The 13,748-nt window shown below is 68.0% G+C and carries 12 protein-coding genes; all 12 read right to left on the bottom strand.

All coding sequences use genetic code 11. From position 1 onward, the window contains the following. Positions 1 to 39: 39 nt before the first annotated feature. Positions 40 to 636 (bottom strand): hypothetical protein, encoded by a 597-nt coding sequence (locus ACYQ2W_RS14285; RefSeq protein ID WP_459868367.1) that lies wholly within the window; start codon positions 634 to 636, stop codon positions 40 to 42. Positions 637 to 731: 95 nt separating this feature from the next. After that, the gene (locus tag ACYQ2W_RS14290; RefSeq protein WP_459868370.1) at positions 732 to 1,550 is read right to left on the bottom strand and encodes a carbon-nitrogen hydrolase family protein; all 819 of its coding nucleotides are present in this window, start codon (positions 1,548 to 1,550) and stop codon (positions 732 to 734) included. Continuing rightward, on the bottom strand, positions 1,547 to 1,876 hold the full coding sequence (locus ACYQ2W_RS14295; protein WP_459868372.1) for a hypothetical protein: 330 nt from the start codon (positions 1,874 to 1,876) through the stop codon (positions 1,547 to 1,549). The genes ACYQ2W_RS14290 and ACYQ2W_RS14295 overlap by 4 nt, the downstream gene beginning before the upstream one ends. A gap of 176 nt (positions 1,877 to 2,052) precedes the next feature. Continuing rightward, positions 2,053 to 5,874: a YhdP family protein gene (locus ACYQ2W_RS14300; RefSeq protein WP_459868374.1), complete on the bottom strand. Its 3,822-nt coding sequence runs from the start codon at positions 5,872 to 5,874 to the stop codon at positions 2,053 to 2,055. Beyond that, a complete protein-coding gene (gene rng, locus ACYQ2W_RS14305) occupies positions 5,875 to 7,335 on the bottom strand; it encodes a ribonuclease G (protein WP_459868377.1) in 1,461 nt (486 codons plus the stop codon). A gap of 230 nt (positions 7,336 to 7,565) precedes the next feature. Next, entirely contained in the window at positions 7,566 to 8,147 is a 582-nt protein-coding gene (locus ACYQ2W_RS14310) for a Maf family protein (RefSeq protein ID WP_459868380.1), read from the bottom strand. A gap of 452 nt (positions 8,148 to 8,599) precedes the next feature. After that, positions 8,600 to 9,070 carry a 23S rRNA (pseudouridine(1915)-N(3))-methyltransferase RlmH gene (gene rlmH / locus ACYQ2W_RS14315; protein ID WP_459868383.1) on the bottom strand — a complete coding sequence of 157 codons (471 nt, stop codon included), beginning with the start codon at positions 9,068 to 9,070 and terminating at the stop codon, positions 8,600 to 8,602. Positions 9,071 to 9,160: 90 nt separating this feature from the next. Further along, positions 9,161 to 9,502 (bottom strand): ribosome silencing factor, encoded by a 342-nt coding sequence (gene rsfS, locus ACYQ2W_RS14320; protein WP_459868386.1) that lies wholly within the window; start codon positions 9,500 to 9,502, stop codon positions 9,161 to 9,163. 181 nt (positions 9,503 to 9,683) lie between these two features. Beyond that, positions 9,684 to 10,325 carry a nicotinate-nucleotide adenylyltransferase gene (gene nadD, locus ACYQ2W_RS14325; protein ID WP_459868389.1) on the bottom strand — a complete coding sequence of 214 codons (642 nt, stop codon included), beginning with the start codon at positions 10,323 to 10,325 and terminating at the stop codon, positions 9,684 to 9,686. Between the two features lie 200 nt (positions 10,326 to 10,525). Continuing rightward, positions 10,526 to 11,779, bottom strand: a complete 1,254-nt coding sequence (locus tag ACYQ2W_RS14330; RefSeq protein ID WP_459868392.1) for a glutamate-5-semialdehyde dehydrogenase — start codon at positions 11,777 to 11,779, stop codon at positions 10,526 to 10,528. Positions 11,780 to 12,023: 244 nt separating this feature from the next. Further along, positions 12,024 to 13,064 (bottom strand): DNA polymerase III subunit delta, encoded by a 1,041-nt coding sequence (gene holA, locus ACYQ2W_RS14335; protein WP_459868395.1) that lies wholly within the window; start codon positions 13,062 to 13,064, stop codon positions 12,024 to 12,026. Positions 13,065 to 13,173: 109 nt separating this feature from the next. Continuing rightward, positions 13,174 to 13,653: an LPS-assembly lipoprotein LptE gene (locus tag ACYQ2W_RS14340; RefSeq protein ID WP_459868398.1), complete on the bottom strand. Its 480-nt coding sequence runs from the start codon at positions 13,651 to 13,653 to the stop codon at positions 13,174 to 13,176. Between the last annotated feature and the right edge of the window lie 95 nt (positions 13,654 to 13,748).

Below are 13,748 nucleotides of genomic sequence, written 5' to 3' on the forward strand. Positions count from 1 at the left end.
GCCCCGGGTGGCGGCGATGCGCTCCTCCTCCATCACCGGTCAGTCGGTTGCGAACGGATTGTCGCCGGAACTGCGGACGCAGATCGCCTGTCCGGTTACGGCGGTGCCGGCGTAGGTGAGCTTGATGTCCTGGAGGGCCTCCAGCGTCGACGGGGCGTAGGAGGATTGGTCCTCCACGTAGTAGGGACGGCCGCGGCTGTCGTTGTTCGCGTTTCCGTACTTCACGAAGTAGACGTTTCCGTCGACCCAGTAGACGGTGTTCTTGAAGGTTTGCAGCTCGGTGGGATCGGAACCGATCACGCCGGAGATATCGCTCCAGTCGGCCTGGGAGTACTGGACCCCGTATTCGCCGCGGCATACCGCGTCCAGGTCGTAGGTCGTGTCGGGGGAGAAGGTGATGCGCTGCCGGGTGGCCGAAAACTGGGGCAATACGTCGCGATCGGCGGTCACCGGCCGGAAGGCCATCTGCTCTGCATCCCACTTCAGATCGACCCAGTAGTAGCCGGCTCCCGATACCTGAACGTTGCGCAGCCGGATCGTGTCGGTGCTCTTCACCTGCATGCCGGCGTGGGTCATGTCGACGTTGACCGCCTGCGCATTCGGCGCGGTGGCGAGCAGCGCGACGGTTGTGATCAATCCTTTCATTTCCAGTCTTTTCAACGCGATGATCTCCGCGGTTTGCCGTGAGCGAGTGGATAGGGTTTGCGGTCGGTTGTCGGCGGCTCCACCGGTCAGCGGCAGTGCAGCCGCCGATGGTCGATCACCGGGAACTTCTGGCGGGTGCTCTCCAGCAGGCGCAGGTCGATCCCGGCGCTGACCACTCCCTTGCCGCTCGCCTGCTCCTGCAGGATGGTGCCCCAGGCGTCGACGATCAGGCTGTGGCCGTGGGTCTCGCGGCCGCTGTGGTGGAAACCGCCCTGGGCGGCAGCGACGACGTAGCAGAGGTTTTCGATCGCGCGCGCGCGCAGCAGCGGCTGCCAGTGGGCCTTGCCGGTCTGGGCGGTGAAGGCGGCGGGCAGGGCGATCAGCTCCATGCCGCGGTCGAGCATGCGGCGAAAGAGTTCCGGGAAACGCAGGTCGTAGCAGACCGCCAGGCCCAGGCGGCCGAACGGCGTCTTCACCACCACCGGATCGCTGCCCGGTTCGAAGGTATGGGACTCGGCATACTCCTCGCCGCTGCCGGGGAGGCAGACGTCGAAGAGATGCATCTTGTCGTAGCGGGCGACCCGCTTGCCCTCGTCGTCATACAGCAGGCAGGCGGCACGTACCCGCTCGGGGGCGTCGCCGGCGATCGGTACGGTGCCGCCCACCAGCCAGACCCCCCGCTTGCCGGCCTGTTCGGAGAGGAAGCGCTGAATCGGGCCGTCACCGTCGAATTCGCGGATGGTCAGGATGTCCCGATCGCGTTCGCCCATGTAGGCGAAATTCTCCGGCAGCACCACCAGCCTGGCGCCTCCGGCGGCGGCCTGCTTGATCAGCTTGGCGGCCTCGTCGAGGTTGGCGCCGACGTTGGGGCCGGAGGCCATCTGAATGGCGGCGACGGTGGTCATCGGCGCACCTCCAGCTCCACCGCGTCGGGGCGCTCGTTGCCCGGCCACAGTTCGATGTGCCGGGAATCGACGCCGAGGGCGACCAGCCAGGCGCGCAGCTCGCCGGCCCACAGTCCCCCCTCCTCGCCGCCGGGGTAGCGGATCACCAGGGTGCCGTCGGGGTGGTCCATCCACTCGCGCACTGCGTCGCGCAGCGACTCCATCTGGCTGAGGCCCTCGCCGCTGCGAGGGTGGGCCCACTCCTCGGCGATGATGGCGTGGCCGGGGGCGGCCGCGGCGAATGGGGCGGCGGCGCTCAACAGGAGGGGGATCAGCAGCTTTTTCATGAGGCGGGAGAATATCATTAGTGTCCCGTTGTTCTGCAATAGATCGGGTCTCTTTATCGCTGGCAGTTTCGTTCGACACGGCGCCCACGGGGCGCCCTATAGGGCGCCCCGTGGGCGCCGTGTCGAACGAAAGCACTGCTCTTTCCGATGGCTGGGGTATCCGCTGAACTCGCGGGCTACGGCCGCGGCGCGGCGAGGTCGAGGCGGCGGCGCAGCGCCTTTTCGGCGTCGCCGCGGGCCTCGCGGGTGAGCTTTTCGAGGTGCGGGTCATCCCAGCCGCCGGTGACCGTGTAGTGGCGCGTGGCGACCTTGTCGATCTCCCCGTCCATCAGCCGGTCGGCGAGGAAGATCGCCGCCCCCACCACGGGGTTGGCGGCGGCGATGGCGCCGGCCATCGGCAGGCTGGAGGAGAGGTGGGGGGTGAGGTCCACCAGCAGGTTGTAGCGTCGCTGGAGCAGATCGACGCTGCCGAGCACCGCCAGATCGGCCGCGTCGCCGGCCAGTTCCAGGGAGGCGATGTCGGCGACGCCGTTCTTCAGCAGCGCCCGGCCGCCCACCGCGTCGAAGCCGATCCCCTCGCCGAACAGGTTGGCGAAGTCGAGCCGCAGCAGGCCGAGGATGCGGCCGACGCCGGGGTCCAGTTCGAGGATCCGCAGGTCGTTCAGATCGATGTCCAGCTCCCCTTCGAGGCTGCCGAGGGTGAAGGCGCCGGGGTCGCCGGGCCAGTTGAGGTTGAGGCTGGCGGTGCCGTTGCCGTCGGCGATGGTGCGCGGGTAGCCGAAGGTGGTGAGGGTCTGTTGCAGGTTGCGGCTGTCGATGCGGCTGTTGAACCAGCTCTCGGGATGACCGTCGTTCCAGCCCCAGCCGCCGCGTCCTTCCAGGTGGGTGTGGGGGGAGTCGACGGCGATGCGGCGGAATTCGAGGCCGTCGTAGATCGGGTCCGCGGCGAGGTCCAGGCTGCCCAGCGTCAGGCCGTCGTAGGTGAAGGCGGCGCTGCGCAGGTGGAGCGCCGGCCAGCCGCGCGGATCGACGGGGGCGGTTGCCTCGCCGCCGGTGTCCTCTCCCCGCGGGTAGGGGCGCAACGTCAACCGTTCCAGGTCGGCCTCGACGGTGTGGCTACGGTCCCAGGAGGACGGCAGGTGCAGCTCGCCGGCGGCGTCGGGCCCCTCCAGGTGGAGCCGCCACGTCCCGGTTTGCGGCCCGCCGGTGACCCGCTGTTCGTTGAACAGGTGGCCGAAGGCGACCAGTTGCCCCACCTGGAGGTCGAGGAGGCGCAGTTCGGGAGTCTCCTCTGCGGCGTCGCCGCCGGGCCCGGTCCACAGTCCGATCCACGGGGCCAGCTCCAGCTCATCGAGTCGGCCGGTCACCGCCAGGCCGTGGTCGGGCAGCGGCGGTGGCGCAGCGTCGCCGAGGGTGAGGATGGCGCGGCGGTCGTCGCCGGGGTGGATCTCTCCGCGCAGCCGGTCACCGTAGCGGAAACGGATCGGGGCGGCCCCCGCCCCCTTGCCGAAAGCGGCGCTGACCTCCATCGGGGCGCGTTCCCCGGCCGGCTTGGCCAGCGGCGGCGGCAGGTCGACGGCGACGCCGGCGAGATCGGAGGTGAGGTGGGTGCCCACCCGCATCCCCTGGCGGCTGCCGGCGCGGCCGGGGATGTCCACCTCCAGTTGCCAGTCGCTCTGCCCGCTCATCCGCGCGGCGGCGAAGGGGGAGTAAGGCTCGAGCAGCTCGCGGGCGCCGAAGCGACCGCGGGCGGTCACCCGGCTGCCCCCCTTGGGCAGTGGGGTGGCATCGACGCGGATGGGGGTGTCGCGGAAGCGGGCGCTCACCTGGCGGGCGTGGATGCCGTCGTTGTCGAAGTCGACCTCGCCGTCGATCCCCTGCAGGGTGAGCTCGCCCCCCGGCAGGTCGAGCTGTCCCCCGCGGAAGCCGACCTTCCCCTGCACCGCGATGCCCCCGCCGTCGGGGATCAGCGGGATGGTGATCCCGAGGGCGAGGGTGGGGGAGCCGGTGGCCTCGATCCCTTCGAAATAGCTGCCGATCTCCTTGCGCAGCGAGGTCTCGCGGAGCAGGGCGAGGAGGTCCTTGGCGGGGGCCTCGGCGTTGCCGTCGATGGTGATGGTGGCGTGGTTGACGTCGGGGATGTCGGCGCTCACCCGGTGGATGGTGCCGCCGAGGATGTGGCCGCTGCTCCCCTCGGCGTGGAGGCCCTGGTTGACGAAGGCGACCTCCGCCTGCAGCCCCTCGAGGCGGGGCCACCCCGGCTGGTAGTCGAGGATCCCGTCCTCCACCTGGAAGCGCGCCTCGAAACGCCCCTCGCTGCCGTGGAACGGGAAGTCGCCGGTGTCGCCGCGGAACAGCATGGAGCCGCGGCTGATGTGCCCGCCGACGATCGCCCGGTCGAGCCACTGGACCGTTTCGTCCGGCATGATCCCCACCGGCAGGTAGTGGGAGGTCCGGGTGCCGTCGCCGTCGTGGTAGTCGGTCTGCAGGTCGAGGATGGGAAGGCCGCCGTCGGCGGGGATGCGGATGTCGAGGCGGCTGACGGTGGCGAGGTCGGCGTTGTCGGCAACCAGCACCGGGGTGGTGAGACGCCAGAACTCCGCTTCTTTCCGCCACCGGAGGGTGCCGCCGAGGTGGTCGAGGGTGAGCGGATCGCGGAACAGCTTCGGCAGGGTGACGGTGAGCGAACCGCCGGCGCTCACCGCGGGTTCGACGGTTCCCGCCTCGCGCCGGCCGTCGATGCGCGCGTCGAGACCGTCGATGCCGGGGAACTCGCGCCAGGGGCGGTTGCTCCAGTGGCGCAGGTCGCCGCGCACGGCGAACGCCCCGTCGCCCGCCCAGGCCAGCTCCAGCCCATCCACCCGGCCGGCGGGGCGGAGCGCCTCCAGCATCTCCCGCTGCTCGGGGGGGAGCAGGCCGCTGGCCAGGAGCAGTGCGCCGAGGGGGGCCAGATCGAGGCGCTGGGCGCTGGCCCGGCCGCCGCCGTCGGCCAGTTTCAGGGTCAGGTAGTCGCTGCGCCACTGCTGTCCGTCGTGGCCCAGGTGGAGCCGTTCGCCGTCGACCTCCCAGCTGCCGCTGCTGCGCCGGGCGCTAAGCAGCCCACCGAGGGTGTCGAGGCGCACCCCGTGGCTCTCCACCCCCCGCGTCTCCAGGTCGGCGGTGGCCGCGGTGAGCCGGCCACGCTCCCAGTGGCTCCACAGCTCCAGGTCCAGCTCGCCGCCGCGCACGCCGAGGCGGGCCGGCAGCAGTCCCTCGGGCTCGGCGGCCAGTTGCAGGGCGCGCCCCTTGACGTAGAGTTCCCCGCGCCACTTGCGGCGGTCGCCCGGGTCCCCCTGGAAGCGGGCGACGAAACGCAGTTGGTGGCCCAGTTCGGCGGGTAGCTGCAGGGCGCCGGCGATCTGGCGGTGCCCATCGTCGTTTTCGTATTCGAGGTTGACGTCGCGGAAGCGCAGGGTGTGGCCGCTCGCCTCGTCGTGCAGCTCCAGTTGGCTGGAATAGAGCGCGAGGCGGGGCTGGGCGAGTAGCCAGGGGAGGATCGAGGGGTTCTCCGCGCCTGTCGCGCCGCTCCCTTCGGAGAATCCCTCGACGTGGATCCGCCCCTCGCCGTCGCGCCGCACGGCGAGACGGATGCCGGCCAGGGAGAGGCGGCCGATGCGCAGCTCGCCGGCGGTGAGCAGCGCCCACGGGTCGAGGCTGACGTAGAGGCTGCCGAGCTGCAGCTGCGGGGCATCGCCCGACCCCTTGTTCTCCCCCTTCGGATAGACCTGGAGGTCTTGCAGGCTGAGCACCGGTTCGCGGCCGAGCCAGTCGATGCTGAAACCGGTGATCTGCACCGGCCGGCCGGCGTACTCGCTGACCAGCCGTTCCACCCGCGGCAGCAGGTAGCCCGCCTGGGGCAGCAGCACGAAGCGCAGGATGAAGGTGGTCACCGCCACCACCACGATGGTCAGCGCCGAGGCGGCCCACAGGTGGCGGAGGAGGAAACGGATCGGATGCACTTACATCAGCACCACGTCGTAGTGTTCCTGGGAGTAGAGCGCCTCGGGTTGGAAATGGATCGGCTTGCCGACGAAGGCCTCCAGCTCGGCGAGGCTGTTGGATTCCTCGTCCACCAGCAGATCGACCACCTCCTGGGAGGCGAGCACCAGCAGCTTGCGCGCGTCGGCGAACTGGCGCGCCTCGCGCAGGATCTCGCGGAAGATCTCGTAGCAGACCGTCTCCGCGGACTTCAGCGAGCCGCGCCCGCCGCAGGTGGGGCAGGCCTCGCAGAGCACGTGCTCCAGGCTCTCGCGGGTGCGCTTGCGGGTCATCTCCACCAGGCCGAGGGAGGAGACCTCGCAGATGTGGCTCTTCGCCCGGTCGCGCTCCATGCCGCGCTCCAGGGCGCGCAGTACCTGACGCTTGTGCTCCTCTTCGAGCATGTCGATGAAGTCGATGATGATGATCCCGCCGAGGTTGCGCAGGCGCAGCTGGCGGGCGATCGCCTGGGCCGCCTCCAGGTTGGTCTTGAAGATGGTCTCTTCGAGGTTGCGCGCGCCGACGAAGGCGCCGGTGTTGACGTCGATGGTGGTCATCGCCTCGGTCTGGTCGATGATCAGGTAGCCCCCCGACTTGAGCTGTACCTTGCGCTCCAGCGCCTTGTCGATCTCGTCCTCGACGTTGTAGAGGTCGAACAGCGGCCGCCCGCCGGGGTAGTGTTCCAGCTTGGAGATCATCTCCGGCATGAAGTCGCGGGCGAACCCCTCCAGCTTGCGGTAGGTGCCGCGCGAGTCGATGCGCACCTTCTCCACCTCGCCGGAACCGCCCAGGTCGCGCAGCACGCGTAGCGCCAGCGGCAGGTCCTCGTAGACCACGCTGCCCGGCTTCGCGCTGTGGGAGCGCTCCTGGATGGTGGCCCACAGCCGGCGCAGGAACTCGGCGTCGGCGCGCAGCGCCTCCTCGTCCACCCCTTCGGCGGCGGTACGCACGATGTAGCCGTGCTCCCCCTGTTCGTTGGTGATTTGGCCCATCAGCGCCTTCAGCCGCAGCCGCTCCGCCTCGCTCTCGATCTTCTGCGAGACGCCGACGCTGGTGTCGTCGGGCATCATCACCAGATAGCGCGAGGGGATGGTGACGTGGGTGGTGAGCCGCGCACCCTTGCTGCCGAGGGGGTCTTTGACCACCTGCACCAGGATCTCCTGGCCCTCGTGGACCAGGTCACTGATGGTCGGGGTGGGCTCCCCCTCGCGGCCGCTGTGGGCGATGTCGGAGGCGTGGAGGAAGGCGGTGCGCGCCAGCCCCACCTCGACGAAGGCGGCCTGCATCCCCGGCAGCACCCGGCTGATTTTTCCCTTGTAGATGTTGCTCACCAGGCCGCGTCGGCGCGACCGCTCGATGAACACCTCCTGCAACACCCCGTTCTCGACCACCGCCACGCGGGTCTCCTGGGGGGTAACGTTGACCAGTATCTCGTCGCTCATGGATCTTGAAAATCGACTACGCAAAGGGCGCAAAGGAAGACGCAAAGGGCGCAAAGGGGGAGAGTGCTTTACGCGCTTGGTTTTCCGTTGTCTGTTTCGCGTCGATCACCTCGGCAATAAATGGAAAATCGGTTGATGCGCAGAGTCCGCAGGGAGTCATTGTGCGCGCCGAAAGATACTTTGCGCCCTTTGCGTCTTCCTTCGCGAACTTTGCGCAAAAATATTCTCTTTTACAGGGTCTCCACGCCGAACTCGTTGAGCAGTTGCGCGGTCTCGAACAGCGGCAGCCCCATCACCCCCGAATAGCTCCCCGCCAGCCGCTCGACGAACTGGGCGGCGAGCCCCTGGATGGCGTAGCCACCCGCCTTGTCGGCGGGCTCGCCGCTCGCCCAGTAGCGTACCGCCTCGGCCTCGTCGATCGGCCGGAAGGTGACGTGGCTGACGTCGAGTCGCGCCTCGCGCCGCTCCCGGTCAACAAGCGCCACCGCCGAGAGCACCCGGTGTTCGCGCCCCGAAAGGCGGGCGAACATCGCCAGGAAGTGCGCCTCGTCGCGAGGCTTGCCGAGCACCTCGCCGTCCAGCTCCAGCGCGGTGTCGGCGCCGAGCACCGGCCTGCGATCGCCCGGCCCCAGCCGTTCCAGCACCGCCAGCGCCTTCTCCCGCGCCATCCGCTCGACGAACAGCTCCGGCGCCTCGCCGGGGCGGACCGTCTCGTCGATATCCGCCGCCAGGATCTCATGGGCAACCCGCAGCTGGATCAGGAGTTCCGATCGTCGGGGGGAGGCGGAGGCGAGGATGATGGGATTGGGCATCGGCAAGTATCGACTGTACGGATTTGAACTTGGGGGCAGGGGCCCACTACGCTACTCGGTGGAACTCGCCTCTTAGACGTCTTGTTTGGCACGATCTATCTGTTGCTTTGGGCAAACGCCTTGTCTATCGGTATCCATCGGGCATGGGAGTTTTCGTCAATTTTGTAGGAGACGGGGTTGCCTCGAACGCATTCAACATCGTACATGGGAACCGTGATTCGGCTTCCGAGGGAATACAGCTGGTTTGCGTGGATACACATGTTCTCTGGATCGAACTCCAGCGATGCGTTCCACGTTTCTTTATTGCATCCGGTGACAAAAGCCAAGATTCCTATTGTCAACAACCCATATGCTCTACGCATGATTAACTTACCAGGTAATTGGAGTTGGGAGGGGGCACTGCGCCGCGGATCCGTCCGACACGTCCGGCGGCCACGGGCCGCCCTATGAGACTAGGCCCGGTGATAGGGATGCCCCTTGAGCAGCGACCAGGCGCGGTAGATCTGTTCGGCCACCACCACCCGCACCAGCGGGTGGGGAAGGGTGAGTTTCGACAGTCCCCAGGTGCGTTCCGCCCGCCCCTTGCACTCGGCGGCCAACCCGTCGGGGCCACCCACCAGCAGGACCACGTCGCGCCCCCCTTGCAGCCATTCGCCGAGCTCATCGGCCAACTGTTCGGTGCTCCGCTCCCGACCCCGCTCGTCGAGGGCGATGACCAGGGCCTCCTTGGGCAGGGCGGCGAGCATCCGCTCCCCCTCCTCACGGATGGCGCGCTGGATGTCCGCCCCCTTGCCGCGACGACCGGGGGGGATCTCCTTCAACTCCAGGGCGCACTCCCGCGGCAGGCGCTGGGCGTACTCCCGGTAGCCCTCTTCCACCCATCCGGGCATCTTCTGCCCCACCGCGACCAAGTGAATCTTCATCTTGTTGAGGTGAAAGGCAAAAGGTCAAAGGTTAAAGGGGTGCCCCTTTGACCTTTAGCCTTTAGCCTTTCACCTTTCACCTTTCACCTTTCACCTTTCACCTTCTTCGCCATCCATCGACCACAGCTTCTCCAGGCCGTAGAAGTCGCGGATGCGCGGCTGCATGATGTGGACGATCACATCCAGCAGGTCCACCAGCACCCACTCGCCGACATCGCTTCCTTCCATGCCGAGGGGGTGTACGCCCGCCTTCTTCGCCTCCACCGAGACGTTGTCGGCGAGCGACTTGACGTGGCGATCGGAGGTGCCGCTGGCGAGGATCATGAAATCGGCGATGCTGGTCTTGCCGCGGACGTCGAGCACCTTGATGTCGACCCCCTTCAAATCTTCCAGGGCGGTGACGGCGAGGTCTTTGATCTCTTCGGGTTGCATGTTCTCTATTCAGGCTCGGTGGCTGGCTCCGACTTCGGAGTTCTGATTCAAGGGCCCTTTTTAACACGAAGGGCAAGAAGGTGAACGAAGGACGAGAAGCGTGGGCGATCCACCCCTTCTTGTCCTCCGTTCACCTTCTCGCCCTTCATGTTGAATCGCAGGGTTGATAAATACCTCGACGTCAGTGGCGGTAGAGGCCGTGTTCGATGATGTAGGCTCGGACCGCCTCCGGCAGCAGGAGGCGGATGTCGTGGCCGGTGCGCAGGCGGCGGCGGATGGCGCTGGCGGAGATCTCCAGGCCGCTCACCGCCACCTCCAGGATGCCCCCGGCGGGGTGGCGTGCCAGCGCCTCGTGGAGGTCCACCCGATGCTCGGCGAGCAGCCCGGCCACCGGCCCCTCCAGCGGCGGTCGGTGGCCGGGACGGCTCATCACCACCAGGTGGGCCAGCTCGATCAGTCGCGGCCACCGGTGCCAGCGCTCCAGGCCGGCGAAGGCGTCCATGCCGAGGATCAGGCAGAGTGGCCGCTCGCCGATCTCGGTGCGCAGTTCAGCGAGGGTGTCGACCATGTAGGACGGGCCCTCGCGTCGCAGTTCCCGGTCGTCGAGGGCGAGTCCGTCGATCCCCTCGATGGCCAGCTCCACCATCCGGCGGCGCTGCTCGACGCTGGCCCCGGTCCCCTCGCGCAGCGGCGGCCGGCCCGCCGGCAGCAGCCGCACCTCCACCCCGCCGAGCGCCTCGCCCACCTCCAGCGCGGTGCGCAGGTGGCCGAGGTGGATCGGGTCGAAGGTGCCGCCGTAGAGGGCCAGCGGCTTCACAGCCATACCTGCGGTTGGGTGAAGACAAGAAGAGTTTGCCACGGAGTCACGGAGATCACGGAGACTCACGGTGTTCCACCGCCTGGGCGCGCGGGGTTACCGCTCGGTTTGCGGCGCGACCGGTGAAACCAGCTCCGTGCTCTTCGTGGCTCCGTGGCATCTCTTGAATGGCGTTGTGACGAGGCTCCATTCCGCCCATTTTTCGGTCAGCCACGGACGTGGCCGTCGCCGAGGACGATGAACTTCTGGCTGGTCAGCCCCTCCAGACCCACCGGACCGCGCACGTGGAACTTGTCGGTGGAGATGCCGATCTCCGCCCCCAGGCCGTACTCGAAGCCGTCGGCGAAGCGGGTCGAGGCGTTGACCATCACCGAACTGGCGTCCACCTCCTGGAGGAAGCGGCGCGCCTTGGTGAAGTTCTCGGTGACGATCGACTCGGTATGGCCGGAGCCGTGATGGAAGATGTGGTCCATCGCCGCCTCCATATCCGCCACCACCCGGATCGAGAGGATCGCGTCCAGGTATTCGGTGTCCCAGTCCTCTTCGCTGGCCGCCTTGCACTCGATGAGCTTCTGGGTCTCGGCGCAGCCGCGCAGCTCGATCCCGTGCTCGCCGTAGAGCTTGGCCAGCTCGGGCAGGATCATGTCGGCGACGCCGGCGTCGACCAGCAGGGTCTCCATGGTGTTGCAGGTGCCGAGGCGCTGGATCTTGGCGTTGACCGCCACCGCGATCGCCTTGTTGGGATCGGCCTCGTCGTCGATGAAGACGTGGCAGATGCCGTGCAGGTGCTTGATCACCGGCACCCGGGCGTCGCGCGAGATGCGCTCGATCAGCCCCTTGCCGCCGCGCGGGATGATCACGTCGACGTACTGCGGCATGGTGATCAGCTCGCCCACCGCGGCGCGGTCGGTGGTCTCGATCACCTGCACCACCTCGCCGGGTAGCCCCGCGCGCTCCAGCCCCTCGCGGATGCAGCCGGCGATCGCCTGGTTGGAGTGGGCCGCCTCGGAGCCGCCGCGCAGGATCGCCGCGTTGCCGCTCTTCAGGCAGAGCGCGGCGGCATCGGCGGTGACGTTGGGGCGCGACTCGTAGATGATGCCGATGACGCCCAGCGGCACCCGCATCTTGCCCACCTGGATGCCGGAGGGGCGGAAGTTGAGGTCCGAGATCGCCCCCACCGGGTCGGGCAGGGCGGCGACCTGGCGCAGCCCCTCGGCCATCCCGGCGACCCGCTCGGGGTTCAGCTCCAGGCGGTCGAGCAGCGCGGCGTCCAGACCGCTCTCGCGACCGGCGGCCATATCCTTGGCGTTCGCCTCCAACAGCTTGGCTTCATCGCGCTCGATCGCCTCGGCCATCGCCAGGAGTGCTGCGTTCTTGGTGCCGGTATCGGCCCGGCCGATGGCCCGCGAGGCCTGGCGCGCTTTGGCGCCAAGGTCGGTCATGTAGGCTTTGATGTCCATCGTTTGACCCTTTTCGAAAGCTTCGGAATACAGAATTAAGAAATGGACAGGATTGACAGGATTTGCAGGATTAACAGATTCCTGAGTCATGCTCGGAACGTAGGGTGGATAAGCGTAGCGCATCCACCATCTTCGGGCGCTGTGGTGGATGCGCTACGCTTATCCACCCTACGGCGTTCCCGAACACTCCGAAAAACCTGTTAATCCTGCAAATCCTGTCCAATTCTTCAATTACCCCCGCCCGTCACCGGCCGGGAACGATTCGTTGGCCGCCCAGCGGCGAGACGCCGGCGATGGCGAGGCTGAGGTGGGTGAGTTCCTCCCAGCCGTCGCCCGGCGCCATCCCCTTGCACACCCGGTCGATGCGCGCGGCGTGGCGCAGCAGGGCGTGCAGCCGGTTGCCGCCGAGGCGGCGCAGGCCGCGCTGGATCAGCCCCTTGCGCTTCTTCCATGCGTAGCGGCGCTCCAGGGCGGCGTCCAGACTGCGCCCGCTGCGCGTCTCGGCGCTGATCTCCGCCAGTCCGCGCAGCGCCCACACCAGGGTGCCGAGCAGGTGCAGCGCATCCTCCCCCTCGGCGCGCAGGCCGCCGATCATGCGCATGGCGCGGGCGGCGTTGCCCTCCAGCAGGCAGTCTACCAGCCCGAACGAATCGAAGCGGGCGCTGTCGGCCACCGATTCGGCCACCTCGGCGGCGCCCACCCGGCCCTCGCCGTGGAGCAGGAACAGCTTGTCGATCTCCTGGGCGGCGGCCAGCAGGTTGCCCTCCACCCGCTCGGCGAGCAGCGCCACCGCCTCCTCGTCGGCGGAGAGCCCCTTGCCGCGCATGCGGTGGGCGATCCACCCCGGCAGCTGGCGCGGCTCCACCGGCCACACCTGGATCAGCACCCCGGCGCCCTCCAGCGCCTTCACCCAGGCCGCTTTTTGGGCGGCGGCGTCGAGGCGCGGCAGGGTGATCAGCAGCAGCACGTCCTCAGGTGGGCGGGCGGCGTACTCCTGAAGCGCCTTGCCCCCCTCCTTGCCCGGCTTGCCGGAGGGGATGCGCAGCTCCATCAGCCGCTTCGAGGCGAACAAGGAGAGGCTGCCGGCGGCGTGGGTCAAGGCGTTCCAGTCGAAGCCGGTCTCGGCGTGGAATACCTCCCGCTCCTCCGCACCCTCGGCGCGGGCGCGGACGCGGATCGCGTCACAGCACTCGGCCACCTGCAGCGGCTCGTCGCCACTGACCAGATAGATCGGCGCCGCGCCGCTGCGCAGATGACTCGCCAGTTGCTCCGGCTTCAACCTCATAGAAAAGAGTTTCCAACGCAAAGGCGCAAAGGCGCAAAGGGAAGGAACGCCGGTCTTGTCTTGGCGTCCTTTGCGTCTTTGCGCCTTTGCGTTGAAATCTTCATCAGCTTCACCGGGCGGTGGAGAGGCGGCGCAGGAGCTGGTGGACGGCGTCGCGGACCATCTCCTTGCGCAGTTGCTCCTCCTCCACCTGTTTCCCGAGTACGCCGGTGGCGTCGTAGAGGTAGTCGCGCTGGACGACGATCCGCTGCCGTGGCAGCCGCTCCTGGCCGGTGGCGTCCACCACGGAGAAGCTCAACAGATAGGTGAGTTCGTACTCCTGGGCGTCGCCGCCGGTATCCACCGAGAGCACCCGTCGGTCGGTGTTGTCCTCCAGGATCATCAGTCCGGCCCGCGCCCCCTCCAGGGTGTCGCTGACGATCACGCCATTGGTCTTCAGAGTGCGGCGCAGCTCGCGGACCACCTCGCTATGCTGGTAGCCGGCCAGATAGAGCGGCTGGAGCGATGCCGGCAGCTCCGCCGACCCGCGCAGTTGGAATCCGCAGCCACCCACCGCCAGCGCCAGCAGCGTCACGCCCAGCCACCGCATCGTATTCAATCCCAACCGGCCCATGGCCCACCCCTCTCGAATTTTTGAAATGGTTTGCATCGCTACGACGTTCCCTGTAGGAGCGGCCCCTAGGC

The sequence above is a fragment of the Endothiovibrio diazotrophicus genome, from assembly GCF_054657215.1.

What these genes read in the sequence shown, in the direction of transcription:
- ACYQ2W_RS14290 (WP_459868370.1), bottom strand. Translation starts at nt 1,550, where the DNA reads ATGACCACCGTCGCCGCCATTCAGATGGCCTCCGGCCCCAACGTCGGC.
- ACYQ2W_RS14295 (WP_459868372.1), bottom strand. Translation starts at nt 1,876, where the DNA reads ATGAAAAAGCTGCTGATCCCCCTCCTGTTGAGCGCCGCCGCCCCATTC.
- rng (WP_459868377.1), bottom strand. Translation starts at nt 7,335, where the DNA reads ATGAGCGACGAGATACTGGTCAACGTTACCCCCCAGGAGACCCGCGTG.
- ACYQ2W_RS14310 (WP_459868380.1), bottom strand. Translation starts at nt 8,147, where the DNA reads ATGCCCAATCCCATCATCCTCGCCTCCGCCTCCCCCCGACGATCGGAA.
- rlmH (WP_459868383.1), bottom strand. Translation starts at nt 9,070, where the DNA reads ATGAAGATTCACTTGGTCGCGGTGGGGCAGAAGATGCCCGGATGGGTG.
- rsfS (WP_459868386.1), bottom strand. Translation starts at nt 9,502, where the DNA reads ATGCAACCCGAAGAGATCAAAGACCTCGCCGTCACCGCCCTGGAAGAT.
- nadD (WP_459868389.1), bottom strand. Translation starts at nt 10,325, where the DNA reads ATGGCTGTGAAGCCGCTGGCCCTCTACGGCGGCACCTTCGACCCGATC.
- ACYQ2W_RS14330 (WP_459868392.1), bottom strand. Translation starts at nt 11,779, where the DNA reads ATGGACATCAAAGCCTACATGACCGACCTTGGCGCCAAAGCGCGCCAG.
- holA (WP_459868395.1), bottom strand. Translation starts at nt 13,064, where the DNA reads ATGAGGTTGAAGCCGGAGCAACTGGCGAGTCATCTGCGCAGCGGCGCG.
- ACYQ2W_RS14340 (WP_459868398.1), bottom strand. Translation starts at nt 13,653, where the DNA reads ATGCGGTGGCTGGGCGTGACGCTGCTGGCGCTGGCGGTGGGTGGCTGC.